Source organism: Phenylobacterium kunshanense (assembly GCF_003254525.1).
GTDB classification, from domain to species: Bacteria; Pseudomonadota; Alphaproteobacteria; order Caulobacterales; family Caulobacteraceae; genus Phenylobacterium; species Phenylobacterium kunshanense.
Window position 1 is genome coordinate 395,412 of record NZ_QFYS01000003.1, and the last position, 26,984, is coordinate 422,395.

Here is a 26,984-nt window from a genome sequence, read left to right on the forward strand (position 1 = left end):
TCAGCCGGGCTGGAAGCGGATCTCTGTGACGCGGCGCGCCCCGTCGATGCGCTCGATCTGGACCACCACGTCGATGACCTTGCTCACATAGGTCTGCACCTTGTCCCAGCCGAGGTCGACGCCGGAGGTGAGGGCCAGCAGGGCGATCTGGTCCAGGGCGCCGCCCGGGCTGTCGGCGTGCACCGTGGTGATCGAGCCGGGGTGGCCGCTGTTGACGGCGCGCAGGAAGGCGAAGGCCTCCTTGCCGCGCAGCTCGCCCAGCATGATCCGATCGGGACGCAGCCGGAGGGAGGCGGCCAGCAGGGCGTCGGCGTCGACGCGCGCCTCGCCGAGATCGCCGCGCACCGCCACGAGGCCGACGCTGTTGGGATGGTCGAGCCGGATCTCCGGGGCGTCCTCGATGACCACCAGGCGCTCCCCGCGGTCGATCTCCTTGACCAGGGCGTTGAGCAGGGTGGTCTTGCCGCTGCCGGTGCCGCCGGAGATGACGATCGTCTTGCGACGCTTGACGGCCTGCTTGAGGAAGCCGCCGAGGTCGCCACCGTCCAGGAGAGCCTTCAATTCGTCGTCCGCGCGGGCCTCCCGCTCGGGGTCGACGCGCGCCGTCGTGCAGAACAGGCCATCGCGGTCGAGGTCGCCGATCGACAGGTCGGAGATCAGATGCTTGCGGACGGCGAGGGCGAGGCCCCCGCGCGTTGCAGGCGGGGCGACGACCTGGACGCGGGCGCCGTCGGGCAGGGTGGCCGACAGGAGCGGTTGCTCGCGGTTGACGCCCTGGTGGCTGGCGGCGGCGATCTGGCGGGCGAGGCGCTGTAGCGCGGTCTCGTCGAGCTGATCCGCTGGCTCACGGGTCATGCCGCCCCCCGTGGTCTCGACCCAGACCTCGCCGGGCCGGTTGACCAGCACGTCGGTGACGTCGGGCCGCGAGAGCCAGGGCGACAGAGGCGCCAGGTAGGCGGAGAGGTAGACGTTGGCGGTCAACGCACCACCCCCGCGAAGTCGAGGTCCCGCGCCACGAAGACCTGCACCGGCACGCCCTGGGGCACGCGGATGGTGTCGGGGATGTCCATCTGCTTCTGCAGCGCCTGGGAGGCGACCTGGCTGGCCTGGGCAGGCGAGCCGATCACCAGGGTGGTGTTGTCGCTGCCCGAGGCGGAGTTGGCGAGGGCCTGGGAGCCGGCGCTGACCACCGAGAGCAGGATCGAGCCGCCGAAGCGGCGGAAGAAGTGGGTGTCCACCTCGCCCGGCAGACCGCCGCGGCCCAGGCGGTCGGTGGCGGGCGAGCCGACCTCGATGGTCACGCCCGTGGGGGTGATGATGCGGGTCCAGACGACGAAGGCCCGGGTCTGGCCGACCGCGACGGCGCTCTTGTACTGGCCGATCAGCTTCGAGCCGCGCGGGATGAGCACCCGGCTGCCGTCGAAGCTACGCACGTCGCGACTGACGACGCCGCGGACCGAACCGGGCAGGTCGGAGTCGATGGCGGTTTCCAGCACGGCGGCGATCACCGTGCCCTGCGGAACCGTGCGGCCGAGGTTGTACATCTGGGTCGCGCGGGCCGTGTCGCCGGCGCCCCGCGTGACGCGGGCGGCGAAGCGCTCGTCGGCAGACGCGCCGGGATCGTCGGAAGGTCCGGCCGCCGCCGGGGGGGCGCCGGCCGGCGCCGTGGCGGCCTGGGCGAGCTGGACGGCCGCGGCGTCGCCCTGGGTGCTGAAGTCGACGACCATGGCCGGCGCGCGCCAATGGGCCTCCGACGGATTGGCCGTGGGCGCGGTCGGGATCAGGGCGACAGGGGCCGGCGCCGCCGCGGGCGCTGGAGCAGGCGGGGGCGCGGGCGCCGCCTGCGGCGCTGGAGCGACCACGGGGCGGGCGGTCGCCGTCTTCTGCGGCTGGGCCTGGGCTTCGCGTCCCGAACTCAGGCCGTTGAAGACGACGAAGCCGAGGATGCAGGCGCCGAGGCCGCCGGCCCAGAGGGTGATGGGGGAATTCGACTGGCGCACACGCGGCGCCGACGTCTGGCCGCGAGCGAAGACGGGGCTGGCGTCGCTGGAGATCGGGGTCTTGCGGGTCATCGCCGCCACCATGGGTCCTTCTTGCGCCTGACGAGCGCACTGGCCTCCTCCACGCGGAAGCCGTCGTTGTGGATGCGGGTCACCTCGCTGCCGCGCCGCAGCACGAAGCCCCGGGCGATGCGGTCGACCACGAAGTAGCCGTCGCGCTGGCGGATGTTGACCACCGCCTCGCCGCCGTCTGGATCGACGGCGTAGATGGCCGGCAGGTCTTCCTCCACGCGGAAAGTGAAGTAGGTGTCCTGGCCGTCGTCGAAGACCTTGAGCGGCAGGGTCTTGGTCGAGCCCTCGTAGGAGTAGGCGGCGTTCTTCTCGAGCGGCGGAGGCGGGGGCGGCGGCGGGGCGACATAGGCCACCGCCGGCTCGGCGTAGAGGAACCGCACGGCGTAGGGCGTGCTGCGCGAGGCTTGCCGCAGGACGCTGAGCTGGAAGGAATAGCGCCGCATGTTGGTGATGACCGTCATGTTGGTCGGCGGCCGCGGCGACATGGGCTTCAGGAACAGGAGGTTCGCGCGCCGATTGGGCGTCACCTGCCAGCCGAGGGAGTCGCCGATGGCGACGTTCTCGATCTTCTCGGTCGGGTCGAACTCCAGCGAGAGCTGCAGGCCGAGCGCCGTGCGCAGCTCGACGACCTCGGCAGGATCGTAGTCGACCACATGGATCCGCGGGTCGCCCGAACCCGGCCGCGGGGTCACGGCGAGGGCTGGCGTCGCGGCCAGGGCGATGGCGAAGGCGATGGCGGACGGTCGGTTCATCGGGAGGCTCCCGCGGGCCGGGAGGTGACAGTGGGACGCCGGTAGCCGTCGCCCAGACGCGAGGTCTCGGCGGCGCCGACGTGGATGGAGCGCCCCGGGGCGGCGGCGGCGGACGCCGAGGCGGCGGCGCGGGTGCGCGCGGCGGCGTGGGCCTGATCACGCTGAAGATCCAGCGCGAGCCGCTCGGCGCGCGAGGGCAGGATGCCCCCGCCGACGGATCCGGCGACGCCAGCCGGTGCGGCGCCAGCCGGTGCGCGGACTTCGGTGGCCGGCTTGCGTTCCGTCGGCATGTGGAAGCCGAGCGCCATCACGCAGGCGCCGATCACCAGGGCCGCCTGGCCCGCGGCGAACACGAAGATCAGGGCCGCCGTACTGATCGCGGTCTGCGGATCCAGTCGCATGGCCAGCCGCTGGGCGCCCAGCTCGGCGATCCATGGCTCGATGACCGTGAGCATCAGGACCAGGAGCAGCCAGCCGACGAGGGGCGTCAGGGCCGCCGCCAGCATGGCGCGCACCCAGCCGATGAAGATCCCCCGCGTCGCGACCATCAGCGCCATGGCGATGAAGATCGGGCCCACGGCGGTGAGGATGCCGATGGCCAGCGTCGCGGCCGAGATCACGCCGACGCTGGAGAAGAACAGGGCGCCGCTGGCCAGGGACACCGCTTCCGCAGCGGCGGCCTGGGGGCTGGCGTAGGCCTTGGCGTCGACGCCGGCCTGCTGGCCGAACACCGCCGAGACCTGGGTCAGCTCGTTGTAGACCGTCTCCAGCCCAGTCACCGGATCTGCGGCCAGGCTGGACCGGGTTTCCGCGGTCCAGGGCGAGGAGGCGATGGCGGCGATCTCGAGCGGGGCGCGGTCGGCCAGGTCGAACACCAGGGTCTGGAACGTCGACCAGCTTGTCACCAGGGCCAGGATCACGCCGATTCGAAGCGCGATGCCGGGCGCGTCGGACAGCCGCGTGTCGCCCTGAGCGAACAGCATCCGCCAGCCGATGAGGGCCACGTACACCGTCAGCAGGACCGTCAGCGCCGTCTGGAAGACGCCGGACCCGGTGGTCAGCGCCAGATAGCCGCCCTGGGCATAGGCGCGGGTCTGGCAGTCGATCGTCGCCAGGACGCCGCGGATGACGCCGTCGTCGACGACGGAGGCGCAGGAGCCGTTCATGCCGCGCTCCGGCCTTCCATGAAGGTCGGCAGCCAATCGGCCGGCGCGTCGCCGACCTGGGCGCGCAGGGCGTCCAGCCGGCGTACGGCGCGCTCGGTGCCGGCGAGAACCGCCAGCTCGCCGGTGAGGCCGGTCAGGTCGAGGCGCGCCACCACGCTGTGGTCGCCGCGCTTGATCAGGAAACAGCGCGAGGTGTCGGGCAGGCTCCTCACCAGCTCGAACTCGTGCTCGGAGAGGCCGAAGCCGTCGATGTAGTCCGACGCCTTGGCGCGGGCGTTGGGGAAGAAGATCTGGGTGGCGGCCTGTTCGATGATCGCGGAGGCGATCCGGCTGTCGAGGGCGTCGGAGGCGCTCTGGGTGCAGAAGCCGACGAGGCCGTTCCGCTTCCGGATCGTCTTCTCCCAGTCCTTGATGCGGCGCATGAAGACCGGGTCGTCCAGGACCTTCCAACCCTCGTCGACGACGAAGATGGCGGGGTTTCCGTCCAGCCGCTGCTCCAGCCGGTGGAACAGATACATCATGGCGGGGATGCGGATGATCGGGGAGTCCAGCAGCTTCGTCATGTCGAAGCCGAGAACCCGCGTCTCGATATCGAGCAGGTCGTCGGGGTTGTCGAACAGCCAGGCGTGGTCGCCGCCCTCGCACCAGGCCGAGAGGCGGGACGCCAGGTCGCCGGCGCTGGGCCGACGGGCGCCACGGAACAGCTCGCGCAGGTAGCGCAGCCGGCGATGGGTTGGCGGCTGGGCGAAGTTGGCGTCGATCGCGTCGGCGATCATGGCGCGGTCCTCGGCGTCCAGCACGCCGCCTTCGGCGGTGAGGAGCTGGGCGACCCACTCCACCAGGAAGGCGCGATTGAGCGGGGTGTCGGCGAGGGCCAGCGGGTTGAAGCCGGTCGGCTCCCCCGGTGACAGCACGTCATAGCGGCCGCCGATGGCGCGGATGAACGGCTCGGCGCCGCGGTCCTTGTCGAAGTAGGCGATGCGCGGCTTCAGACGCTCGGCCTGGGCCAGCAGGAACGTCAGCAGTACCGTCTTGCCCGATCCCGACGGGCCGATGCAGGTGAAGTTGCCGAGGTCGCCCTGGTGGAAGTTGAAGTGGTAGGGACCGAAAGCGGTGGTCTCGAGGACCGCGATGGCCGGCCCCCAGTGGTTGCCCTCGGCCTGCCCGGTCGGATGGTTGTGGAAGCTGGCGAGACCGGCGAAATTTCCAGCCGAAATCAGTCCCTTGCGGGCGATGAACTTGAAGTTGCCCGGGAACTGGGCCCAGAAGGCCGGCTCCAGGTTGACGTCCTCGCGCACCGCCACGGCGCCAGCCTCGGCCAGGGCCGACTGGACGTCGGCGACGACGAAGTCCAGGTCCTCCAGGCTGTCGGCTTTCGCCAGGATGGTCAGGTGATGCTCGCCGTAGGCGGCGCGGCCGGCGCCCACGTCGTCGCGAGCCTGGGCCAGTTCGGCGCGCAGGCTGAAGGCGTCGTCCTCGGCGGCCTTTAGCCGGCGCAGCGCCAGGCCCATGCGACCGAGCGCCGCCTGCCGGTCGACGAAGGCGAAGCTCTCGGTGAGCACCATCTCCATCGGCAGGCGGAGGACGCCGTCGAGCAGGCCGGGCGCCGTGCGGGCCGGATAGTCCTTGAGCGAGACCATGGCGCCGAAAGCCCCGTCGCCGCCCGCCTGCGGGCCGAACTCCATGGCGTCGAAGCCGAAGCTGAGGCGGCGGGTGGCGATGGCGTCCGACAGGTCGCCGGACGGGTTGAGCACCGGCCTCATGTCGCCGTTCAGCAACAGGCCGAGGAACTCGGCAGGTTCCGAACGCTGGACCCCGCCAGGGCCGCTGTAGAGGCCGAGGGTGCGGGCGCCGTAGGGCGCGAGGGCCGCGGCGAAGGCCTCCCGCGTCGCATGCAGCTCGCGCAGGTCGCGGCTGAGGTCGGCGTCACGGACCCGCGGGCCCTTCAGGAGACGCTCGACGAAGCCCGCGCCGCCCTGGGTGGGGCGCAGGACCAGCGTCAGGAAGATCTCGTTCACATACAGCCGGCGGCTGGCCAGCTGCTCTTGCCAGCGGCGATCGAGCTCGGCGCAGAAGGGGTCTTCGGGCGCCGGCGGGAAGGTCGGCGTCACCCGACGCCGGACCACGTGGTGGTAGAGGGCCAGCCGCGAACTGGCCGCGCCACGCAGGACGGTCTCGCGGATCGCCTTGCGATAGTTCAGTTCGTCGTCGGCCGCGGTCTCGAACGGGAAGCCGGCCAGGTGGAGGGTCTGCACCAGCAGGCCGTCTCGGGTCCGGAGGGTGACGTCGTCCAGATGGCCCAGGAATGGCAGGCGGGCCCCGACAGCGACCTCGCGGGGCGCCAGCACCTTGGCGGCGGCGGTGGTGAGGAAGGTGGCGGTCATGGCCGGTACGAGTTGCCGCCCCAGAAGCTGAAGTTCCGCACCCGGGGACAGGTCTGCAGGCGCGTGATCCAGAGGTCGAAGAAGCGCGGCTCGCGCAGGGAGCCGACGTAGCCGACGGCGTGCACCACCAGGGCGACCAGCAGCACCCAGAACGAGCGCAGGATCAGGAACGCCTCCAGCGTCACGATCAGGTTCAGCACCATGTAGGGATAGGTGACGCCCGCGATCATCTGCGGCCGGGTGAGCGCCGCGAACACCGGATCGGAGGCGAGGCGGGTCACCCTACATGCCTCCGGCCAGGCTGCGGATGCCGGCCACGATCGACACGGCGCCGAAGATGATGAAGGCGCCGACGATGACGGTCAGGCCGCGCTTCCAATCGATGCGTCCGGTGAGCATGAGGAAGCCCACGGCGGCGACGGCGATGACGGCCGCGGTCGTGGCGACGTTGCCGAGCAGGGTGCCCTGCACCCAGTTGAGCGCCGCCAGGATCGGTGAGGATCCGGCCGGGTCGGCCTGGACCTGCGCATGCGCGGGCCCGGCGACGAGAGCCGCGAGGGCGGCCAGAGTAACGAGCTTCTTCATGTCCTCACTCAGCGCCGGCGCCGACGGCCCCAACGGCCGACAGGCGCGCCAGGATCGCGCGCACGTAGTTCTGGGTCTCGGCGTACGGCGGGACGCCGCCGTAGCGGGCGACCGCCTGGGGACCGGCATTGTAGGCCGCCAGCGCCAGCCGCACGTCGCCGAAGCGTCGCATCTGCTGCGCCAGGTAGGCGACGCCGCCGTCGATGTTGCCCCTGAGGTCCGAGGGATCCACGCCGAGCTCGCTAGCGGTCTTGGGTAACAATTGCATGACACCCAGCGCGCCTTTTGGTGACACCGCGGCGGGGTTGAAGCGGGACTCCTGCCAGGCCACCGCCTCGACCAGCTGCGCCGGGACAGAATGCCGCGCCGACGATTCCTGGATCAGGCGGGCGACCTCGCCCGGCGTCGCGCGATAGGCCGGCGCAGCCACCGGTGGGGCGATGGCGCGAGCCCCATCACTGGTGTGCACAGTGGGGGCGGCATAGGTGGTGACCGCTCCGTCGTCGCCGATCTCCAGCACCTGCGCGGACACGGCGGGCGGCAGGGCAAGCGCGGCGGCGAAGGCCGCCCAGTTCGCCAATCGATGTGCTGTCCTGAACGCCATGATCGCCCCAACCCGAGGCGCGAAGACTACTCCATGGGCCGGCCACGCGGCCAGACCACTTCGTCGCGGTCTCTGTAGGCGTTCGTCCTAATCTGGCGCTGTGGTCAAACCGTCGCGAAGCCGCAACGTGTTCGTCACAGAGTTGTCCGAGCCCTGTCATGGGTGGCGCCTAGAACCGGCCCCGCGGCGGGGACGGACCCGGAGATCGGCTCCGGACGGGGATTCCCTGCCTGACCAGCGTCCGGTTGGGGAGATCTCTATGAACGGCGCCACGCTCAAAATCACTCTCGTCGCCTCGGTGGGCGCGCTCGCGCTGGCCGCCTGCAGCGGCGGCGCCGACAATGTGGCCTCGCCGGGCGAGGGCGCCTTCCCGCCGAGCGCCGGTGGCGGCACGGGCACGGGCGGCGGCACGACCACCCCGCCTGGCCAGGCCGCGTCGGACTGTCCGACAGGCTTCGCCAACGTCGGCACCGTGGCCAACGGCACGCTCCGCGCCTGCCAGCTCCCGCAGACGATCGTCGGCAACCTGGTGGTTCCGCTCCGCGCGGGCACCGTCTACGCCATCAGCGGCCGGGTCGACGTCGGCCAGGATCGCGGCGCCGATCCGAACAACCCGATCGCGGGCGCCCAGCAGGGCATCCTGACGATCGAGGCCGGCGTGCGTCTCTTCGGTTCGGGCGGCCTGGACTACATCAACGTCCAGCGCGGCTCGCAGATCTTCGCCGAAGGCACCGCCAGCAACCCGATCATCTTCACCAGCCGCTCGAACATCGAGGGCAACGCCGGCGCCGACCTGATCGGCCAGTGGGGCGGCATCGTGATCGCCGGCCGCGCGCCGATCGCGAGCTGCCCGGCCGGCACGACGCCGCCGAACGTCAACTGCGTGGCCACCTTCGAGGGCGGCGTGTCGCTCTACGGCGGCAACAGCCCGACCGACAATTCGGGTCGCCTCCGTTACGTGCAGGTGCGCTATCCGGGCTTCGAGATCCAGCCCAACCGCGAACTGAACGGCATCACCCTGCTGGGCGTGGGCTCGGGTACGACCATCGACCACGTGCAGGTCCACAACAGCTCTGACGACGGCATCGAGTTCTTCGGCGGCACGGTCAACCTGAAGCATGTGGTGGTCACCGGCGCCGACGACGACAGCCTGGACACCGATGAGGGCTGGCGCGGGGGCGTGCAGTTCCTGATCGTTCGCCAGCGGGCGAACGGCGGTGACCGCGGCTTCGAGCAGAGCTCGGCAGGCGTCCAGGCGTCGCTGAACTCCCAGCCCAAGTTCGCGAACTTCACCGTGCTCGGCACCACCCGGACCGGCGCCGGCGACCTCCAGGTGCTGAACACCGGCACGGGCGGGCGCTTCGTCAACGGGATCTTCGCGAGCGCTCATACCAGCACCGCCTGCATCGACGTCGACGACACGTCCACGGTCGCCGCGGCGCCTCGCTGGGACTCGGTGGTGCTGGCCTGCTCGAGCCCGTTCCGGAACGACACCGGGGTCGACGCCGCCCAGGCGACGACGCTGTTCAACGTCGGCGCCAACAATTCGGCGAGCCACACCTCGACGCTGTCGGGCTTCGTGAACGGCTCGAACGAGACGGGCCGCGTCGCGACCGATCCGAAGACGATCTACTCGTTCTTCGACAGCGTGACCTACATCGGCGCCGTCCGCGACGCGAACGACACCTGGTGGAGCGGCTGGACCTGCGGTCTGGCCAGCGGAAGCTCCTGCTGAGCCGGCTCCGGCGGGGCCTTCGGGCCCCGCCGCCTAGCGCGCGTCGAATCCCAAAGGCGACCTGACCCATGACCAAGATCACCCGCCCGATCACCGGGCTCCTGCTGTGCTCGACGGCGCTGCTGGCTCCGGCCCTGGCGTGGGCGGAAGAGGCGCAATCCACCGCCCCCGGACCGGAGGTGGAGGAGGTGCTGATCCGGGGCAAATACATCCCCGAGGTCATGCGCGAGACGTCGGAGGTGGCGTCCATCGTCACCGCCGAGGACCTGGTGCGCCAGGGCGACGACACCGCCGCGCAAGCGCTGACCCGCCTGGCGGGCCTGAGCGTGGTCAGCGGGCGGTTCGTCTATGTCCGTGGCCTCGGCGAGCGCTATTCCTCGGCGCTCCTGAACGGCTCCCCGCTGCCCAGCCCCGAGCCGCTGCAGCGCGTGGTGCCGCTGGACCTCTTCCCGTCGAGCGTGCTGGCCGGCGTGAACGTCCAGAAGACCTATTCGGTGAACTATCCCGGCGAGTTCGGTGGCGGCCTGATCGACCTGAAGACCGTCGACGTGCCGGACGACCCGTTCATCGCCATGTCGGTGAGCCTGGGCGGCAACAGCGAGACGACGCTGAAGCGGGGCCTGACCTACTACGGCGGCGGGACCAGCGACCGCTTCGGCGTCGACGATGGGACGCGGGAGCTGCCGTCGCTCATCCGCCGCGGGATCGAGACGGGCAAGCGGATCGACGCCAACAATTTCACCTCGGACGAGCTGACGGCCATGGGCCGCAGCTTCCAGAACGCCAACATCAACCTGCTGCAGTCGACCGACGACGTGGCCATCAACGGCAGCGTCGACATCTCGGGCGGCACGTCCTGGACCTTCGATTGGGGCAACCTCGGCGTCGTGGCCATCGTCGGGTACGACTCGGGATGGTCGACGCGCGACGCGACCCAGCAGGAGGGCGTCGTCAACCTGGACGGTCTGTCCGTGCAGGAAGACATGCGGTCGTTCTCCACCCAGAACGACGTGGTCCTGAACGGCCTGACCCAGGTGGCCCTGGAACTGGACAGCCACAGGTTCAAGTGGACCAACCTCTATGTCCGCAACGTGACCAAGGAAGCCCGCTCCGTCGAGGGCGAGAGCGCCCGGGCCAGCAACTACGTCCGGGACGACTACACAGCCTGGTACCAGCGCGAGCTGATCGACACCCAGGTCACCGGCGAGCACGAGTTCGGCGACCTGACGGTGTCCTGGCGTGGGTCCTATGCCCGCACCGAGCGCGACGTGCCCTACGAGCGCCAGGTTCGCTATCGCCGCGTGGACGGCGAGTTCCTGCACAATCCGCAGCTCGACGCGAACTTCATCCGCTTCAGCGAACTCGAGGACAAGGCGTCAGGCGCGGGGATCGATTTCGCCTACCGCTGGGAAAATCCCTGGATCGCGGACTTCACCCTGACCGGCGGCTACGCCTGGTACGACAACGAGCGGTTCTCCGACTCGCGCGTCTTCCGCTTCACGATGAATTCGACGCCGGACCTGAACTTCCAGCGCCAGCGCGTCGACTTCCTCTACTCGGACTACAACATCGGTCCGAATGGCCTGCTCCTGCGTGAGGTCACCGGGTCGGACGGCGCGGCCGCCTACTCGGCCAGCCTGATCACTCATGGCGTCTATCTGCAGGGCGAAGGCGAGATCATGCCCGCCGTCCGCGCCACGCTGGGCGTGCGCTTCGAGAGCGGCGAGCAGGACGTGCAGGCGGTGGACCTGTTCTCGACCACCCCGCTTCCGGGCCGGAAACTGAAGAACGAGTACTGGCTGCCGGCCGGAACGCTGACCTGGAACTTCGCGGAAGACCAGCAACTGCGCTTCGGGGCGTCGAAGACGATCGCGCGTCCGCAGTTCCGCGAGCAGGCGCCGCAGCTCTACCTCGACCCGGAGTCGGACCGCACATTCATCGGCAATCCGTACCTGTTCGACAGCGAGATCGTGAACCTGGACGCCCGCTACGAGCGGTACTTCGACCGCGGGCAGTTCGCGACCTTCGGCCTGTTCTACAAGAACATCGACAAGCCTATCGAGTCGGTGGTCAACGAGTCTGGCTCGGGCCTGCAGCAGAGCTTCCTGAACGCGCCGAAGGCCGTGGTCTACGGCGCCGAAGCCGAGTTCAAGAAGTTCTTCGAGTTCGACACCGGCCAGGTGTGGCTGGACGGCGTGCGCTGGCTCGTCGCGGCGAACTACACCTACACCAAGAGCGAGGTGAAGGTCGGCTCCGGCGACGTGGTCTTTCCGCGGACCAACCTTGGCCTACCTGCGCCGGCGGCGAACTTCGTGATCGACGGAAGCCCGCTGCAGGGACAGTCCAAGCACCTGGCCAACGGTCAGTTCGGCTTCGAGACCCTCGACGGCGCCACCCAGGCCACGTTCCTGCTCAACTATGCCAGCAAGCGCAGCACGGCGCGTGGCCAGGCGGGCGCGCCGGACTTCGAACAGGAGCCGGGGTTCCTCCTGGACTTCACCTTCCGCCACAAGTTCGACCTGTTCGGGCAGGAGTTCACCGCGGGCTTCGAGGCCCGCAACCTGCTCAACGAGAAGTTCGACGAGTTCCAGAAGCGTGGCGGCGATACGATCAAGCTCAACAACTATGAGATGGGCCGTAGCGTTTCGATCAGCCTGAGCGCCCGTCTGTAGTCATCGAGTCGTCCCGGTCGCCGAGAGGCCGCCGGGACGATCTTCGGGCGTTACGTCGCCGAAGCGCTAACGGCGTCCGCGCGCGTCAGAAATCCGCGCTGAGTTCGCTGTCGGTCTCACCGGCGGGAGGCGCCACACGCAGGAGCTGGGCCACCTCGCTGGGCGCCAGGCGGAACAGCAGGCCGATCGCGCGGATCGAATGCCCGCGCCGATGCATTTCCCGAGCGAACTTGAGCTGGTGCTGGGTCAGTGGCGAGACCTGCGCACGTGCGCGGCGCCTGACTGTCTGCGCGGTCGGCCTTCTGCTCTCGAAATCAGCGAGAAGCGCGAGCACGCGCGGCATCGGTCCCGCCGGCGACAGAGTCTCAACGCGCGCGCCACCCACGATCCGCAACGTGACACGCGCCTCGAACAGGCGACGGATCAGCCGAGCGAGCCCGCCGGTCGTCAGGTCGAAGGTCTCCAGGCTGTGGACGAGGATCTCGTCACCTGGCTCCAGACGCTCGAGCTTGCGCCGCAAGGCCTGTGGGTCGGCGACGATCGGATGGCTCTCGTCCAGCACGAGGTCGCAGCCGGCGGCCTCGATCAGGCGTCGCTGGAGGCTTGGCGGCGGCAAATCTGACGAGATGCGGACAACGCCATAGCGCATCCTGATGCGGCTCCCCCGGAGTGATCGCTCCGTTATGAGAGGGGGCGGCGACAGTTCCGTGAAGCTTGCGCGGGTCTTGGATGACAGTCGCTGAAGCGCGACGAAGGGGCGAGGTGTCGCAGACCTGTCGCGAAACTTTTATGCAGGACTGTTAAGGGTTAGGGTTTTTCCTCAGAGAGCGGCAGTCAAGCCGCCCGAGCGGAGGAAACAGAATGCGCTTGTTCATCTGCACGATTGTCGCGTCGGCCCTGACTGCCGGGGTCGCCCTCGCCGAGCAGGCGCCTGCGGCGGCTGACGCCGCGCGCGACAGCGTCGTGGCCCCATCGCGCACCGTCTACGTCTGCAACAAGGACACCCTGACCCGACGCGGCTTTTCGCGCGAGCATGGCGCCGTCGAGTTCGTGAAGGCCGAGGCCGTCCTGGCCAAAGGCGAAAGCTGGAGCGCGCCCAAGTGCGTGACCAGCAGCGAGGCGCGTCGCCTGAAGCAACTGGCGAGCCTCAAGCGGTAGCCACGGCGAAACGCTATCGCGGAAACGCGGAGCCAGGCTCGCCGACGGCTTCGCCGGTCTCGCTCGGCGGGAGCGCCGGTGGCGGCTTTCCCGCCTGCGCGGCGTCGATCATGGCGACAACGGCCTCGATCACCACCTCGGGGCGGTCGTTCATGACGAGGTGGGAGGCGTAGACGGTGCGCTGGTAGCCGGGGCTGAAACTCAGCGCCATGCGCAGGTGCTGGAGTTCCAGGATCGACTGTGGCTTGTCGTATCCGACGGTGGGCGCGGCCATGGCCGTGTCCGATGCGGTGATCACGTACGCTGGAACGTCGTTAAGCAGGCTCCCCACCCGCGCGACCGCTTCTGATGTCGGGCCAAAGATCGCATTGAGTTCGGAAAGCTGATTTCGCCACCGATCCGGCGCGCGCGCGCGCGCGGCGGCTTCTCCATCGCCTGGCGGAGCGCAACCTTGCCACCTGGCGTCTTCCGCCGGCGGCGAAACCTCGGCCACCGCAAGGCATCGGGACAGGCGCCCACGAATTCCATTCAGGCCATCCGCGCCCGGTCGCGCGAGGTGCTCGACGGTCGGATCGACGAGCACGAGCCCCTGCACCTCGCCAAGCCTCCGCGCTGCGAACAGGCGCGCGTACAGGGCGCCGGCCGAATGTCCGACCAGAATGTAGGGACCCTCGATTCCCGCCTCCGTCAGCGCCTGGTCCAGGTCGCGGGCGATCGCGGCGCCGTCCCGGGGGAGGGGGCCATCGTCGCTCAGCCCCATTCCGGCGCGGTCGTAGGCGCAGGTTCGGGTCCTTCGCGCGACAGTGGGCTGGACCTTGGCCCACGCGCCTGCGTGGGCGCCGAAGCCGGACTCGAAAATGACCGTGGGCGCGCCGTGTCCCTGGCAACGCAGATTGATCTTCCGGCCGTCGGCCAGCGTCGCCGTCTCCCCCGGTTTTGGGCCCGCCGCCTGGCCTTCGTCAGCGGCGCAGGCCGCGAGCGCCAGCACCGCCGCGAGCGCCGTCACGGCGAGGGCCCGCCGGCTGACCAGGAAGGTGCGTCGATGCGCGTGCATGATCGTGGCCTCGGACGGATCTGATGGTGGCCATTGGGGCGTGTTCGGCATAGCTCTTGCTGTAGGATTTGACCGAGCCGTTCGGCTCGCCAACAATTGCACGTTGCGGCCTACCTGCTAGGTAGGCGCGTGAAGGGAACGACGGAGCTTACTGGTGGAAACGGTCTACGATTGGATCACCGTCGCGATCTTCGGGGGGCTGGTTGTGCTTTTCCTGCACAGGTCAGTACAACCCGGCGAGCCGCAGGATACGATCCTGCACTACCTCCCGCCTTCGGTCGGGTGCGCCGTGGCGAACTGGTTCGGTAACGAGGGAAATGGCCTCGTCTCGTTCCTCATCGTGGCGGGCGTGCTGCTCTACATCGCCCTGGTGCTGAAGCCCTTCGGCCTGGATTTCAAGTTCCCGAAGCGCTGAGGGCGCGTCCAAGGCCAGCGACGCGCGGGGTCATCCGTTCGGCGGGGTCGCCCGCAAGCCCAGGTCCCAGGGGCGTGACCGAAGCCCGCTTCAGCGCTGCGCCGCCGGAGCTCCCGAAAGTCGGATGAGCGCGAAGCGGCCCTCCTGGGCCGTCAGGACGGCCGATGCGGGGAGGGGCGCGCTCAGGCGCTCCGGCGCGCAGATCAGTGCAAACTCGAACTTGCCGGCCTGGGCCATGGCCGCAATCCGCCGCTGGCCCCGGAACAGTCCGGATCTTGACCCGGAAGGAGGCGGCAGGGCGCTGATCGCCGCCTTCAGGGGGCCGACGATCGTGATCGGCTGCTGCGTTCCGAAGGCGAATATCGGGGTTGCCTGTCCGGCCAGCGGAATGAGCAGCGGGCCATACATCTCGCAGCGCGAGCTGCCATCAATCCGATGGTCGTTGGCGAGGTTCACGAAGCCGACCAGGCTGTGAGGGGGGATGTGTTCGGCCACTCTCCGGAAGGCGGCGAGGTCGTCCCGATAGGGTTGCCAGGCGACGGTGAGCGCCGCCAGCCGGACGGCCACCAGGGCGGCGAGGCCCATGGTGAGCGCCGCCGCAACGCGGTCTGTCCGCATCTCGGAGAAGCGTAGCGAAGCCACGGCGAGCATGGCGAGGAAAAGCGGCATTCGATCAGACACGTAGCCGACGCCGAACAGTGCGGGCGGCGTGATCAGGACCAGCAGCGCGCCGATCGCCAGGGCGGGCCAGACCAGCCTCGGGAGCGTGACGCTCTTCCTCATAAACAGTAGGGCGAGGGTGATCGTCACGAGGCCAGCGGCGACGAGATCGAACGCAAAGGAGGGGCCTTCGGCCACACGCACGACCGTGGTCAGCCGATACCAGATGAGCTCGAGCATCCGGTCGTTCAACGCACCCTGGCTCGCGAGCCGCCGAACGGCTTCGTCGGCGTTGGTGAGGCCCTGTGGGTTGCCGGAGGTCGGGCTGATGGCGAACAGGATCGCCGGCGCGATCGCCTGGACCGCCAGGGCGAGCATCGAGCGCATCAGGTCGGCCAACGATCGCCGTGCGGCCGTGGCGAATATGCCGAGCTCAAGTCCGCCGAGCAGCAGGCCGTAGAGTGCGAAGGCCACCCCGTGGGTGAGGAAGATCGCGATGGCGATCACACAGGCCACGGGGATAGCGATCCGGGGCTTGTCTCGCGCAAGCAGCCACCAACCTGCGCCCCAGAACACGAGTCCCAGGCCCAGCAGGAAGTTCATGAAGCCCCATGTGAAAATGAAGCTGTACAGGAGCGGGATCGACAGGACCGCAACCGCCAGCGATGCGCGTCCCGTGAGCTGCCGGTTGAAGAACAGAATTCCCGTGTACTGAACCAACGCCGACAAAATCACGATGAGTTTTGCAGCGAGCAGAGGCGGCAAGGCCTGGGATATAAAATATCCCAATATGTCCATTCCAATGTTTGGAAGTATTATCCAGTTCGAGGCGTAGTGTTCTTTAAGGTATGCTAGCTTATCGAGATGTGAGAGTGTAAAATACCTCGCGAAATGATTGTAATAATCAATCATCGGCAAGACTGGCGTGAGAAACACCGGAATCATCGCCGCGCCAAACAGGGCTGCGAATGCGACGATCCTCAATAACGGGGTCCGACTTGCAGTTTGCGCGGAGGCGACGTCGCTAACTGGCAAACTGCATTCTCCCACCCCGGAACGGACGTGTGCCGGCGCATAGTCTGTAGAGTTTCATCTTGGCAGGCGCGAGACCACGGACTCACGCTCGTGCGGCGCAGAGTTCACCATACCCAAGCCCGGATTGCCCACGATTCTGCCGGGCATGCGTGATTCGCGACACCATCCGATGCGGGGCGAAACCGGGTCAGCCCTATGCGCCGGCGCCGAGCCGCCGCTGCCAAGCGGGTCGTGGCGACGCTGATCAACGCACGGCGCCCGTATCGCCGAGCAGGCACGGCGCCGTGCGCAGGATGATCGACACGTCAAGCCAGAAGGATTGGCGCTCGACGTACTCCAGGTCGAGCTGCACGCGCCGCCGCACGTCTTCGGGCGTGTCGACGGGGCCACGGGAGCCGTTCACCGCCGCCCAGCCGGTGAGGCCGGGCTTGATCCGGTGGCGGTGGGCGTAGGTCTCCACCAGCTTTGACGCCTCGGCGCCGCCGCTCAACATGCCGATGGCGTGGGGCCGCGGGCCGACGATCGACATCTCGCCAGTGATGATGTTGAAGATCTGCGGCAGCTCGTCGAGGCTGGTCTTGCGAATGAAGCGGCCGACGCGCGTGACCCGGTCGTCGCCGGCGGTCACCTGGCGGGCGGCCTTCTGGTCGGTGGCTTCCGTTCGCATGGAGCGGAACTTCCAGACCACGATCTCCTCGTTCATGTACCCGTGGCGGCGCTGACGGAAGAAGATGGGGCCGGGGCTGTCGAGGCGGATCGCCAGGGCCACCGCGGCCATCAGCGGCGCCAGCGCGACAAGCGCCAGGATGCTCAGCGTAAGGTCCATAATGCGCTTGGCCACGAGGTAGCCGGACCTCTGCCGCGGACCGGTGAGTTGCAGGAGGTCGAAGTCGGCGATGCGCCCGACCGCCTCGGCCTCGGTCTCGTCGTCGGTGTCGTCCAGCAGAAGGGAGATCGGGTTCGGGATGGGCGCCAGACGTTCCAGGAGCTGGGCGATGCGCGCGTTCGCCTTGGGGGGAACCGTGACCACGATGCGATCGACATAGGGGAGGATGCGGTGGTCGATCAGGTCGGCGGTCTTGCCCAGCACGGGGACTCCGCAGATCTCCGGGCCGACCCGTTCGCGGCGGTCGTCGAAGACGCCAAGGATGTTGACGTCACGGGTCTTCAGCGCGCGCCGGATGAGCCTCTGGGCCGCCGGGGTGCCGCCCACGATGATCAGGTTCGGCGTGAGGTGACCCGCGCGCCGCAGGCGTCGAAGCGTGACACCCCAGGCGAGGTGGCTGGCGCAGATCGCCAGGGCCGCCGCCGCCGCCCAGGCAGCGCATCCGAGCGCAGGGAAGGCCGGGTTGAAGAGGCCCGCAAGCGTGCCGGCGCCGCCGCTCGCCGCGGACGTTGCGATCAGCAGGCGACCGAAGCGCCGACGGGTCCGTTCCCTCGCGCTCATGGCGTAGGCGCCGGTGGCGACCAGGAGAACAAGCGCCAGCGTAGGCGCCCCCAGCCACATGACGCGGGGAAGACTGGCGAGCTGCGCCACGGCGAAGGAGGCGGCGAAGAGGACGGCGGCGTCGCCGGCCTGGAACAGTCGTGCGAGCCCGGCGCCCGAGACCCGCGCGCGGACCGGCTTCAGCTGCTGAGGACGCAACGGGCCACGCATGTGACGCCTTTGGGCCTGCTGCATATCAGGGACGGCGCGGAACGCGCCGGTGTCATCCGCCATTCTGGCCCCCAGCTTCTCGGCGGGAACCTAGCGGCCGGCCCTGAGCGATCGGTTAATCGGGGGCGTTCAGTAGGCGCGGGCGTCGCCGAAGATCAGCGGCAGGGTGCGCCAGACGATCCTCATATCGAGCGCGAACGACCAGGTGTCGATGTACTCGTTGTCCGCGTTGACGCGGTCCACGATGGCCTGCAGCTCCTTGACCTCCCCGCGAAACCCGCAGACCGCCGCGTAGCCGGTCAGGCCCGGACGGGCGCGGAAGCGGCGATCGTAGTCCGGGACCGCCTGGCTCCAGGCCTCATCGTGGGCGAGGGCATGGGGCCGCGGGCCGATCAGCGACATGTCCCCGCGCAGGACGTTCAGGAACTGCGGCAGCTCGTCGATGCTGAACTTGCGTAGGATGGCCCCGAGCGCGGTGACCCGGGCGTCCCCCCGGGTGGCCTGGCGCACGGTGTCACCGTCCTCGGCGACGGTCATGGTGCGGAACTTGAAGACGGTGAACACCCGGCCGTTCAGCCCCGTGCGGCGCTGGCGGAACAGGGCGGGGCCCGGGCTTTCCAGCCGCACCATCAGGCCGATCAGAAGCAGCAGCGGCAGAAACACCACGAGGGCGGCGAGCGCCACCATCACGTCAAAGGCGCGCTTGCGTCGGCTGACGGCCACGGCCGCCGCGGCGGAGGGGCGCGGCGCCTGGTGCGGACGCGCGGGCGGAGTCGCCGTCGGCGCGGCCCAGGCGGCCGGATCATTGTGCGGACGAAACTCCGCGAGGTTATTCATAGCAGGCTCTGCGGTCGGGCCGGCCGATGTCGAGTCCGCGGAGGAAGTCGTCGAGCGCTTCGGCGCTCCAGAGGCAGACGCGCAAGCGCGATCCGCGCCCGTCGAATTCCGTTGAGATGTGGGCGGGCCCATCGACATCGGCGGCGTGTGCCCCGACGAAGCCGTAGAACGCCGCGCGGATCCGCTCCGCGTCATCTTCCGCCCCGAACCGCGTTTCAAATCCGGACATCTTCCCCGACCGTCCCGTCGATCCCGAGGGGGTAGGAGCAAAAGCCGCGCCACGGCCGCTGTCCCGATACCAACGTGATCTTCACCATATTCGGAGCGAATGGTGGTTTGGTTGCAGTCAGGGTTTACAAAATCTTCCGGGGGGCGGCTTGACCCCGATCAATAGGCCTGGGGATCGCGGAAGATGATCAGGGCCGTCTTGGCCAGGATGGCGATATCCAGGCCGAGCGACCAGCTGTCGATGTAGAGGTTGTCGGCGGCGATGCGGTTGCGCATGCACCGCACATCCTGAATTTCCCCTCGCAGCCCGTTCACCTGCGCCAGACCGGTCAGCCCCGGCTTGGCCCGGAAGCGGTCGACGTAGGCGGGGATCTGCGCACCGTAGAGGTCGTCATGGGCCAGGGCGTGAGGCCGGGGGCCGACCAGAGACATGTCGCCCTTCAGGACATTCAGGAACTGGGGGAGTTCGTCGAGGCTCAGCCTGCGGAGCAGGGCGCCCACCGCCGTGACCCGCGAGTCATTGCGAGTCGCCTGGCGAACCTCGGTCGAGTCCTCGGCCACGGTCATCGTGCGGAACTTGTAGATGGTGAAGATGCGGCCCAGATGGCCGGTCCGCCGCTGCTTGAAGATGACCGGTCCGCCGCTTTCAAGTCGCACGGCGAGGGCGATGCAGAACAGCAGGGGGAGGAAGACGAGGATCGCAAGCCCTGCGCCGAGGATGTCGATGAGGCGCTTGCCGCGGCTGGCGGCGACGTCGAGCGCCTTGGGCGCCAGGAGAGCCCGCACAGCGGGTTCTTCCGCCGTCGAAGGCCTCACCGCACTGACGATGACATCCGTCATCCGAAACAACGCCCCAATCCGCCCATCGACAACCGGCCGCGCCCCCCGCCGCCTTATGGTTGCCGTCCGTTAGCCCTTTTCCCAAACGATCTGTTCACGCTCGTCGGTACTTAATGTGACACAGCCCAGGAATTGGGCGGTGTCGGAGTAGAACCATGCCGTCCGACGTGTCCGTCGAACTCGTGACGCACACCGTTGTCGAAACCCAGTCGGCCCGTCGCCTTCCGATCGGCGTGGGCCTGACCCTCGGCGCCTGCGCATCGATCGCGCTGTGGACGTGCATAGGATTTGGCCTGCGCGCCCTGTTCGCCTGAGCCTGATTGGACCTCGCGGTCCGGAACGCCTCCACAAGCTCCTATACTTAACGGGCTTTTACCTTTCCCAGGCCCGAAGGGCAATCAACGGGAGGTTTTCCCGCTGGTGGCCAATTCCGTTTCCAGGACGGCGTCCAGCGCGCTAGAGCCTCACCTGTCCAGGTTGAACCGACCTGAGGGAGCGCGCCATTCTGGGATCCGTTTTCCCGGTGATCCTCTGCGGCGGCCGAGGCCAGCGCCTCTGGCCCGCGTCCCGTGATGCGCGCCCGAAGCCCTTTCTCCCGCTCGTTGGAGAGCACACGGGCTTGCAGGAGGCCGCCCTGCGGGCGCGACCGCTGGCCGGCGATGGGCAGGTCCTGGTCGTCGGCGCCGCAGGCCATGAGCCGCTCATCCGGGAGCAACTGGCGGAGGCAGGTGTCTCGGCCACGGTTCTGCTTGAACCGGCCGGGCGGGACACCGCCGCGGCCATCGCCGCCGCGGCGGCCTGGGTAGAGGCGCGCCATCCCGAAGGGGTGATGGTCGTGCTGCCTGCGGACCATCATATCCCCGACGGCGAAGGCTTCCGGTCCGCCGTCCAGGCCGCGCTGCCCGCGGCCCGCAACGGCGCCATCGTGACCCTGGGACTGCGCGCCCGCTCGGCCTCTACGGCGATGGGCTACATCCGACCCGCGCCCGGACCCGAGGCGGTCAAGCCGGTGGCCGCTTTTGTCGAGAAGCCGACGACGGCGGAGGCCGAGCGACTGATCGCCTGTGGGGCGCTCTGGAACAGCGGCGTCTTCATAGCGACGGCGCGGACGCTGATGGACGAGACGCGCCGCTGGGCCGGCGAAGTCGCCGCCGCCGCCGAGGCGGCGCTCCGCGCGCCGGAACTCGAGGGGGAGGTCCTCTGGCTCGGTAAGGCGTTCAACCAGGCCCCGCGCATCGCGTTCGACCGCGCGGTGATGGAGCGGACCGATCGCGCCGCGGTGCTCCCGGTCAATTTTCCCTGGTCCGACCTGGGGGCCTGGGACGCGGTGCTCGAGGCATCGATACGCGACGACGCCGGCAACAGCGTGGCGGCGGGCTCCCGTGCGGAAGGGGGGGCAGACGTGCTCGTGCGGGCCGCGCCAGGGGTGCGGGTCAGCGTCGTCGGACTGTCGAGGGTCGCCGTCGTGGCCGAGCCCGATGCCGTGCTGGTCTGTCACCTGGACCACGCCCAGGCTGTCCGCGAGGCCGCGGTCGGGGCGCAGCGCCCATTCCCAGACCTGAAGTCGGCGGCGGCCTGGTACGATGGCTGGCTCCGCACCGCGGCGCTGCCGCTGTGGGCCACGGTGGGACGCGACCCGGCCAATGGCGGATTTCGAGAGGCGCTGACCTGGACCGGCGCGCCGCATGATCCGCGTCGCCGCGCCCGCGTGCAGGCGCGGCAGGCCTTCGTGTTCGCCACCGCCGCGGCCGACGGCCTGGCGGGACCCTGGGCGCGCACGGCGCGCGAGGGCTTCGACTGGTTCTTGAGCAACGGCCGGCGGCCCGATGGTCTCCTGGCCACCACCCTGGACACCACCGGGGCCGTCACGGACAGGGAGGCGAGGCTCTATGAGCACGCCTTCGTTCTGCTGGCTCTCGCTGCGCTCCACCGCCTGGACCCGGCTAGCGGCGCCGAGTCGGAGGCGCTGGCGATCCTGGAGCGGCTGCAGGCCTTCCGGCACGGTGCGGGCGGTTTCCAGGAGAACTCGGACCACCCCTTCCAGGCCAACGCCCACATGCACCTGTTCGAGGCCGCGCTCGCCTGGGAAGCGATAGGGGGCGGACACAGATGGGCGGCGCTCGGCGACGAACTCGCCGATCTGGCGCTGAGCCGGTTCATCGACCCGGCGACCGGGGCGCTTCACGAGTTCTTCGATGCGGACTGGCGGCCGATGGAGGGAGAGGCGGATCTGATCGAGCCCGGCCATCAGTTCGAATGGGCCTGGCTGCTCGAGCCCTGGGGCGCGGCGCGGGGCGACGATCGCGCGCGGGCGGCCGCCCGGCGTCTGTTCATCGTCGGGCGCACGGCGTTCGACCCTGCCCGCAGCGTCGTCCAGAACGCCATCCACAAGGACTTCGCCATCCGCGACGCCGGCGCGCGCCTGTGGCCGCAGACCGAACATCTGAAGGCGGCGCTGGTGCTGGGCGAGCCGGCCGCGGCCCTGGAAGCGGCCAATGGGCTGGCCGCCTATCTCGACACGCCCGCCCGAGGCGTCTGGCGCGAGCGCATGCGCGAGGATGGCGGCTTCATCGACGAGCCCTCGCCGGCGACCTCGCTCTATCACCTGCACTTGGCGATCCGCGAACTGGCGCGGTTCGCGGGCGAAGCGTGCTAGAGCGCGGCGAATGGTGACCAACCCCTTCACCCGCTCGCCGGCCCGGATCGGCGTCATCGGCCTCGGCTATGTGGGTCTGCCGCTGGCCGTGGCCTTCGCGGCCGAGCACGACGTGGTCGGTTTCGATGTCGACGCCGACCGCGTGGCCGAGCTCGCACGCGCAGAAGACCGTACGCTTGAGGTGCCGCCGGAAGCCCTGCGCGCGGCGTCGCGACTGACCTTCACCGACGATCCGACGGCCCTGGCGGGCTGCAACGTCTTCATCGTGACGGTGCCCACCCCGATCGACGCTCACAAGCGCCCGGACCTTTCGGCCCTGATGGCCGCCAGCAGGACGGTCGGGCAGGCGATCGGCAAGGGCGGGGTCGTGATCTTCGAGTCCACCGTCTATCCCGGGGCGACCGAGGAAGACTGCGTGCCGGTGGTGGCGGAGGTATCGGGCCTGACCTTCAACCGGGACTTCTACGCCGGCTACAGTCCGGAGCGGGCCAATCCCGGAGACCCGGTCCATCGGCTTTCCGACATCGTGAAGGTGACGGCCGGATCGACGGCCGAGGCCGCCGATTTCGTCGATGCGCTCTACGGCTCGGTGGTGAGGGCGGGGACGCACCGGGCGAGCTCGATCAGGGTGGCCGAAGCCGCCAAGGTGATCGAGAACACCCAGCGCGACCTGAACATCGCCCTGATCAACGAGTTCGCCCTGATCTTCCATCGCATGGGCATCGACACCCATGAGGTGCTGGCGGCGGCGGCGACCAAGTGGAACTTCCTGAATTTCCGCCCCGGCCTGGTCGGAGGTCACTGCATCGGGGTCGATCCCTACTACCTGACGCACAAGGCCGAGGCGCTGGGCTACCATCCGGAAGTGATCCTTGCCGGGCGTCGGATCAACGACGGCATGGGCGGCTACGTCGCGCGCGAGCTGGTCAAGGAGATGATCCGGCGGGGCGTTCTGGTGAAGGGCGCCCGCGTGCTGGTGATGGGCCTGGCGTTCAAGGAGAACACGCCGGACCTGCGCAACACCCGGGTGATCGACATCGTCAGGGAACTGGCCGACTACGGCGCCGAGGTGGATGTCTGGGATCCCTGGATCGCCCCCGACGCTGCGCGGGAGGAGTACGGCCTGACGCTCACCGCGGCGCCGCAGACCGGGGCTTACGACGGTGTGGTGCTGGCGGTGGCCCACCGGGAGTTCGCCGAGCTGGGAGCCGAGCAGATCCGCGCGTTCGGCCGCCCGAATGCGGTGCTCTTCGACGTGAAGGCCATGCTTCCCAGCGGCGCGGCGGACCTGCGCCTATAGCCTGGCGCCCAATCGTGCGGCGCCTGATGCGAAAATGGGCGCCTGGGGAACGATCTCGCGACTTCGAAGGTTGTCCGACTTTCCCGACGCGGCCGGCACGGCCAAGGTCGGGATGCCCTTTGGGGCGTTTCCTCCCAGAACTGGCCGCGCCGCAAGGCGCGGCTTTTTTCGTTGGTGACTCCCCGAGGCTGGGGAGAGGGCCAAGAAAAAGGGGAGGCGGCCGCAAGGCCTCCTCCCCCTCGTTCTGGATTGTCGGACCTTAGAACGTCAGGCCGATCTTGGCGTAGTAGTAGCCGCCCTGCCAGTCGACGATCATGTCCGAGCGGTAGATGCGGCCGTTCGTGGCGGACTCGCCGATCTTGTCGCGGTCCGGGTAGTTGTCGAACACGTTCCGGACACCGAGGCTGAGCTTGGTGTTCTCCGTGACGTCCCACGAGCCTTCCAGGTCGAGGAAGAACTCGGGGTTCCACTTCTGCACGACGGTGTTGGTCGCGCTGAACATGTTCTTGTAGGGGCCGAAGACGCTGAGGCGGGCAAGACCCGTGAGCGGGCCCGCCTTGTGGACCGCCGTGACGGTGCCCCGCCAGCGCGGCTCGGCGTGCTTGAAGTCATAGACGTACTCGCCGTCGAAGAAGCTCCGGCGAACGCCCGTGGGATCGGTGATGACCTTCACCGACTTCACCACCGGCATGTTCCAGTTCATCGCCGCGCTGAAAGTGGTGTTCTGGCCGCCTTCCCAGTTGTGGGCGTAGGTGGCCACCACATCCACGCCCTGAACCTCGGCATCGAAGGCGTTCTGGAAGAAGTTCACCTGGCCGATGGTGTTGGCCCCGGGAACATTGGCGGCCAACAGCGCCGCCTGGATGGCCGGCGTCACGGTGATGGGCGTCACCGCGTAGAACATGTCGTCGATCTGGATGAAGTAGGCGTCGACCGAGAGGGTGAGGCCAGCCATCGGCTGGGCCGTGACGCCGATCGAATAGTTCTGCGACGTTTCCGGCTTCAGCTTCTGGGCGCCCAGGAACTGGGCGACCGGATTGGTGGCCGGGAACAGCCCCTGGGCCACCGGCTGGCCGTTGTTGACCACGGTCGAGACGATGGTGGTGGAGTTCTGGCCCACGGTCGGCGCACGGAAGCCGCTGCCGAACGAGCCGCGGACCGCGAAGATGTCGTTGATCTCGAACCGGCCGGCGACCTTGTAGTCGAGGGTCGACCCGAAGTCAGAGAAATCCTCGGCCCGCAGGGCGCCCTGGACGAACAGGCGATCGGTCAGGTCGGTGCTGAGGTCGAGGTAGGCGGCCTTGGAGTTGCGGGTCGCGCGCCCGGCGTACAGCGGGGACAGACCCGGCGCGCCGTTCGAGCCGACCCCGAGGACCGTGTAGACGGGGTTGTTGAAGGTCCGCCCGTCGATCACCTGGGTCGTGCTGTTGCAGACGATGCCTGCATTCTGCGGCGCGGTCGGTCGAAGCGTCCGCTGCGAGACGGTCGCCTCGTTCGTGCAGAAGTCGTAGGGGTCCTGTGTGGCGTAGGGACCCGCGATGTAGGAGGGCACGTCGCCTTCGACGAGTTCGTACCCTTCCTTGCGGTATTCGGCGCCGAACGCGACGGCGATCGGCTCGGGCGTGAAGCCCGAGAGCTCATAGGTGAAGTCGGCGTTCAGCGCGAGTTCGTCCGACCGCAGGTCGCCCTGGTGGAACTCGGTGGGGCTCTTCTCGCCGAGCGAGAAGTTCACCGTTTCCTTGAGGTCGTACGAGAGCTCGTCGTAGCCGTAGCGTGCGCTGAGGTCGTAGGTGAATCCGCCCAGCTCGCCCTTGTAGCCGCCGACGACGCTGTAGTCGGTGACGGTGCCGAAGTACTCGGGGGTGAAGCCCAGCGGGAAGATCTGGTTCGCGCGGAAGAGCTGGCCGTTGGCCATCCGCACGTAGTCGTCGAGATTGTTGGTCGAAGCACCGACGTCCACAGGGTTCCGGTAGTTGAAGTCCTGCTTCTGACGGCTGCGGCCATAGTTGCCGAAGACGTAGAGCTCGCCCTCGCCGAGCTTGTAGGCGCTGTTGGCGAACACGCGGATCGCCTCACCTTCGGGCTGGCCCCACTTCTGCGGGATGCGTTGGTAGAGGCCGGCGTAGTTGACGGTCTGGGCGTAGGCGGCGGTGAACGCCGAGCCAGGCGCGGTCGTCTCCGTCGGGAACAGCGGGATGCAGAAACCCGCCGACTGGTTCGGGATGTTGCGGTTGCAGAACGTCTGCACGCGGGCGGTCGGCTGCTCGGTCGAATACTCGAATGAGATGTTGAAGAAGCCGTCGTCGCCGAGGGCCAGGCCCTTGTTGCCGGTGACGATGATCGATTCACCGTCCTTCTCGTAGTACTGGCCCGCCTGCACGGAGAGGCTGCCGCCGTCCGACGCATCCTTGAGGATGAAGTTGATGACGCCGGCGATGGCGTCGGAGCCGTACTGGGCGCCCGCGCCGTCGCGGAGCACTTCCACCGACTTGATGGCGGCCGCGGGGATCTGCGCGGCGTCCTGCGCCTGCACGCCCGAGCCGCCGGTGACGACCAGGGCCGAGCGGTGCCGCCGCTTCGAGTTTACGAGCAGCAGCGTCTTGTCCGACGGCAGGCCGCGCAGCGACGCCGGCCGGATGAAGGTCGCGCCGTCCGAGATCGGTTGCCGGCTCAGCGTATAGGAGGGGATCAGCGTCTTGAGCAGATCCTGGGTGTCGGTCACCGAAATGGACTCGATGTCCTCCGCGGTGAAGGCGTCCACGGGCACAGGCGATTCCAGCACGGTGCGTGGCTTCGCACGCGAGCCCGTGACGATCAGTTCCTGGATGACGCTGCTGTCGTCATCCGCAGCCTCGGCCGCCTGGGACGCGCCCGCCATGGCGACGCCCAGAACAAGGGCGCTCACGCCCACGAATAGTCTCTTCAAGATGGACCCCCTCAGTCTCTGTGTGGGCCCTTCTCGACGCCGTCCTCCCCCGCGGTCGTGTTCTCACGTTCCGCATGGGGGTGAGCACCGCGTCTGGTCAGTCCGAAGTCAATCGTGGGAGGACGTCGGATGTATCCAATGCTTGGGTGATGACCATTTTGTCGCCATGCCAGCTCAAAGTGGGGTCATGAACATTGAATTCGACAATTGCGCCGAATTGTCGTCTTCGCCGAAATCGGTCGATCCGA

The 26,984-nt window shown here is 68.7% G+C and carries 23 protein-coding genes; 7 read left to right on the top strand and 16 right to left on the bottom strand.

Going from position 1 to position 26,984, the window contains the following annotated elements:
* From virB11 to DJ019_RS09985, 8 genes are read right to left on the bottom strand one after another with little or no spacing between them, the layout of a single operon-like run.
* Positions 1-981 carry a P-type DNA transfer ATPase VirB11 gene (virB11, locus tag DJ019_RS09945; protein WP_111275858.1) on the bottom strand — a complete coding sequence of 327 codons (981 nt, stop codon included), beginning with the start codon at positions 979-981 and terminating at the stop codon, positions 1-3.
* Positions 978-2,072, bottom strand: coding sequence for a type IV secretion system protein VirB10 (virB10, locus tag DJ019_RS09950; protein WP_165843970.1), 1,095 nt, complete (start codon positions 2,070-2,072; stop codon positions 978-980). The genes virB11 and virB10 overlap by 4 nt, the downstream gene beginning before the upstream one ends.
* Entirely contained in the window at positions 2,069-2,824 is a 756-nt protein-coding gene (locus DJ019_RS09960) for a TrbG/VirB9 family P-type conjugative transfer protein (protein ID WP_111275861.1), read from the bottom strand. Before DJ019_RS09960 ends, virB10 begins: the two co-directional genes overlap by 4 nt.
* A complete protein-coding gene (locus DJ019_RS09965; RefSeq protein ID WP_111275862.1) occupies positions 2,821-3,990 on the bottom strand; it encodes a TrbL/VirB6 family protein in 1,170 nt (389 codons plus the stop codon). Before DJ019_RS09965 ends, DJ019_RS09960 begins: the two co-directional genes overlap by 4 nt.
* Positions 3,987-6,374 (bottom strand): VirB4 family type IV secretion/conjugal transfer ATPase, encoded by a 2,388-nt coding sequence (locus DJ019_RS09970; RefSeq protein ID WP_111275863.1) that lies wholly within the window; start codon positions 6,372-6,374, stop codon positions 3,987-3,989. The genes DJ019_RS09965 and DJ019_RS09970 overlap by 4 nt, the downstream gene beginning before the upstream one ends.
* Positions 6,371-6,655 carry a VirB3 family type IV secretion system protein gene (locus DJ019_RS09975; RefSeq protein WP_111275864.1) on the bottom strand — a complete coding sequence of 95 codons (285 nt, stop codon included), beginning with the start codon at positions 6,653-6,655 and terminating at the stop codon, positions 6,371-6,373. Before DJ019_RS09975 ends, DJ019_RS09970 begins: the two co-directional genes overlap by 4 nt.
* Position 6,656: 1 nt before the next feature.
* Positions 6,657-6,959: a TrbC/VirB2 family type IV secretion system protein gene (locus DJ019_RS09980; protein WP_111275865.1), complete on the bottom strand. Its 303-nt coding sequence runs from the start codon at positions 6,957-6,959 to the stop codon at positions 6,657-6,659.
* Between the two features lie 4 nt (positions 6,960-6,963).
* Positions 6,964-7,563 (bottom strand): lytic transglycosylase domain-containing protein, encoded by a 600-nt coding sequence (locus DJ019_RS09985; RefSeq protein WP_111275866.1) that lies wholly within the window; start codon positions 7,561-7,563, stop codon positions 6,964-6,966.
* A gap of 259 nt (positions 7,564-7,822) precedes the next feature.
* Here DJ019_RS09985 and DJ019_RS09990 point away from each other — a divergent pair, with 259 nt between their 5' ends.
* Positions 7,823-9,298, top strand: coding sequence for a hypothetical protein (locus DJ019_RS09990; RefSeq protein ID WP_111275867.1), 1,476 nt, complete (start codon positions 7,823-7,825; stop codon positions 9,296-9,298).
* 68 nt (positions 9,299-9,366) lie between these two features.
* Complete coding sequence (locus DJ019_RS09995) at positions 9,367-11,970, top strand: TonB-dependent receptor domain-containing protein (protein ID WP_111275868.1); 2,604 nt, start codon at positions 9,367-9,369, stop codon at positions 11,968-11,970.
* Between the two features lie 85 nt (positions 11,971-12,055).
* Here DJ019_RS09995 and DJ019_RS10000 read toward each other — a convergent pair whose 3' ends face one another.
* Positions 12,056-12,619, bottom strand: coding sequence for a serine integrase family protein (locus DJ019_RS10000; protein WP_111275869.1), 564 nt, complete (start codon positions 12,617-12,619; stop codon positions 12,056-12,058).
* A 212-nt stretch (positions 12,620-12,831) separates the two neighbouring features.
* Between DJ019_RS10000 and DJ019_RS10005 the strand changes: the two genes are divergently transcribed.
* Positions 12,832-13,128, top strand: coding sequence for a hypothetical protein (locus DJ019_RS10005; protein WP_111275870.1), 297 nt, complete (start codon positions 12,832-12,834; stop codon positions 13,126-13,128).
* A gap of 13 nt (positions 13,129-13,141) precedes the next feature.
* Here the strand turns inward: DJ019_RS10005 and DJ019_RS10010 are convergent, their stop codons facing one another.
* On the bottom strand, positions 13,142-14,182 hold the full coding sequence (locus tag DJ019_RS10010; protein ID WP_165843971.1) for an alpha/beta fold hydrolase: 1,041 nt from the start codon (positions 14,180-14,182) through the stop codon (positions 13,142-13,144).
* Positions 14,183-14,336: 154 nt separating this feature from the next.
* Between DJ019_RS10010 and DJ019_RS10015 the strand changes: the two genes are divergently transcribed.
* A complete protein-coding gene (locus DJ019_RS10015; RefSeq protein ID WP_111275872.1) occupies positions 14,337-14,597 on the top strand; it encodes an XrtV sorting system accessory protein in 261 nt (86 codons plus the stop codon).
* A 90-nt stretch (positions 14,598-14,687) separates the two neighbouring features.
* Here the strand turns inward: DJ019_RS10015 and DJ019_RS10020 are convergent, their stop codons facing one another.
* The 5 genes from DJ019_RS10020 to DJ019_RS10040 all read right to left on the bottom strand — a co-directional run bounded on the left by DJ019_RS10020 (position 14,688) and on the right by DJ019_RS10040 (position 19,800).
* A complete protein-coding gene (locus tag DJ019_RS10020) occupies positions 14,688-16,241 on the bottom strand; it encodes a hypothetical protein (RefSeq protein WP_133255276.1) in 1,554 nt (517 codons plus the stop codon).
* 295 nt (positions 16,242-16,536) lie between these two features.
* Positions 16,537-17,949, bottom strand: coding sequence for an exopolysaccharide biosynthesis polyprenyl glycosylphosphotransferase (locus tag DJ019_RS10025; protein WP_240606425.1), 1,413 nt, complete (start codon positions 17,947-17,949; stop codon positions 16,537-16,539).
* 129 nt (positions 17,950-18,078) lie between these two features.
* Positions 18,079-18,786 carry a sugar transferase gene (locus tag DJ019_RS10030; RefSeq protein WP_111275874.1) on the bottom strand — a complete coding sequence of 236 codons (708 nt, stop codon included), beginning with the start codon at positions 18,784-18,786 and terminating at the stop codon, positions 18,079-18,081.
* Positions 18,779-19,015: a hypothetical protein gene (locus tag DJ019_RS10035; RefSeq protein ID WP_111275875.1), complete on the bottom strand. Its 237-nt coding sequence runs from the start codon at positions 19,013-19,015 to the stop codon at positions 18,779-18,781. The genes DJ019_RS10030 and DJ019_RS10035 overlap by 8 nt, the downstream gene beginning before the upstream one ends.
* Before the next feature lie 158 nt (positions 19,016-19,173).
* A complete protein-coding gene (locus tag DJ019_RS10040) occupies positions 19,174-19,800 on the bottom strand; it encodes an exopolysaccharide biosynthesis polyprenyl glycosylphosphotransferase (protein WP_276309999.1) in 627 nt (208 codons plus the stop codon).
* 209 nt (positions 19,801-20,009) lie between these two features.
* Between DJ019_RS10040 and DJ019_RS20950 the strand changes: the two genes are divergently transcribed.
* The 3 genes from DJ019_RS20950 (at position 20,010) to DJ019_RS10050 (ending at position 23,810) form a co-directional block, all read left to right on the top strand.
* Complete coding sequence (locus DJ019_RS20950; RefSeq protein WP_165843972.1) at positions 20,010-20,168, top strand: hypothetical protein; 159 nt, start codon at positions 20,010-20,012, stop codon at positions 20,166-20,168.
* A 209-nt stretch (positions 20,169-20,377) separates the two neighbouring features.
* On the top strand, positions 20,378-22,510 hold the full coding sequence (locus tag DJ019_RS10045; protein ID WP_111275877.1) for an AGE family epimerase/isomerase: 2,133 nt from the start codon (positions 20,378-20,380) through the stop codon (positions 22,508-22,510).
* Positions 22,511-22,520: 10 nt separating this feature from the next.
* Complete coding sequence (locus DJ019_RS10050) at positions 22,521-23,810, top strand: nucleotide sugar dehydrogenase (protein ID WP_111275878.1); 1,290 nt, start codon at positions 22,521-22,523, stop codon at positions 23,808-23,810.
* Between the two features lie 259 nt (positions 23,811-24,069).
* On the opposite strand, the gene DJ019_RS10055 is transcribed toward DJ019_RS10050, so the two are convergent.
* Positions 24,070-26,736 (bottom strand): TonB-dependent receptor plug domain-containing protein, encoded by a 2,667-nt coding sequence (locus tag DJ019_RS10055; RefSeq protein ID WP_240606426.1) that lies wholly within the window; start codon positions 26,734-26,736, stop codon positions 24,070-24,072.
* Positions 26,737-26,984: the final 248 nt, after the last annotated feature.

What these genes read in the sequence shown, in the direction of transcription:
- DJ019_RS10035 (WP_111275875.1), bottom strand. Translation starts at nt 19,015, where the DNA reads ATGTCCGGATTTGAAACGCGGTTCGGGGCGGAAGATGACGCGGAGCGG.
- DJ019_RS09995 (WP_111275868.1), top strand. Translation starts at nt 9,367, where the DNA reads ATGACCAAGATCACCCGCCCGATCACCGGGCTCCTGCTGTGCTCGACG.
- DJ019_RS10025 (WP_240606425.1), bottom strand. Translation starts at nt 17,949, where the DNA reads ATGCGTGGCCCGTTGCGTCCTCAGCAGCTGAAGCCGGTCCGCGCGCGG.
- DJ019_RS09990 (WP_111275867.1), top strand. Translation starts at nt 7,823, where the DNA reads ATGAACGGCGCCACGCTCAAAATCACTCTCGTCGCCTCGGTGGGCGCG.
- DJ019_RS09985 (WP_111275866.1), bottom strand. Translation starts at nt 7,563, where the DNA reads ATGGCGTTCAGGACAGCACATCGATTGGCGAACTGGGCGGCCTTCGCC.
- DJ019_RS09970 (WP_111275863.1), bottom strand. Translation starts at nt 6,374, where the DNA reads ATGACCGCCACCTTCCTCACCACCGCCGCCGCCAAGGTGCTGGCGCCC.
- DJ019_RS10005 (WP_111275870.1), top strand. Translation starts at nt 12,832, where the DNA reads ATGCGCTTGTTCATCTGCACGATTGTCGCGTCGGCCCTGACTGCCGGG.
- DJ019_RS09965 (WP_111275862.1), bottom strand. Translation starts at nt 3,990, where the DNA reads ATGAACGGCTCCTGCGCCTCCGTCGTCGACGACGGCGTCATCCGCGGC.
- DJ019_RS09980 (WP_111275865.1), bottom strand. Translation starts at nt 6,959, where the DNA reads ATGAAGAAGCTCGTTACTCTGGCCGCCCTCGCGGCTCTCGTCGCCGGG.
- DJ019_RS09960 (WP_111275861.1), bottom strand. Translation starts at nt 2,824, where the DNA reads ATGAACCGACCGTCCGCCATCGCCTTCGCCATCGCCCTGGCCGCGACG.
- DJ019_RS10030 (WP_111275874.1), bottom strand. Translation starts at nt 18,786, where the DNA reads ATGAATAACCTCGCGGAGTTTCGTCCGCACAATGATCCGGCCGCCTGG.
- virB10 (WP_165843970.1), bottom strand. Translation starts at nt 2,072, where the DNA reads ATGACCCGCAAGACCCCGATCTCCAGCGACGCCAGCCCCGTCTTCGCT.
- DJ019_RS10000 (WP_111275869.1), bottom strand. Translation starts at nt 12,619, where the DNA reads ATGCGCTATGGCGTTGTCCGCATCTCGTCAGATTTGCCGCCGCCAAGC.
- DJ019_RS20950 (WP_165843972.1), top strand. Translation starts at nt 20,010, where the DNA reads ATGCCGTCCGACGTGTCCGTCGAACTCGTGACGCACACCGTTGTCGAA.
- DJ019_RS10050 (WP_111275878.1), top strand. Translation starts at nt 22,521, where the DNA reads ATGGTGACCAACCCCTTCACCCGCTCGCCGGCCCGGATCGGCGTCATC.
- DJ019_RS10010 (WP_165843971.1), bottom strand. Translation starts at nt 14,182, where the DNA reads ATGCACGCGCATCGACGCACCTTCCTGGTCAGCCGGCGGGCCCTCGCC.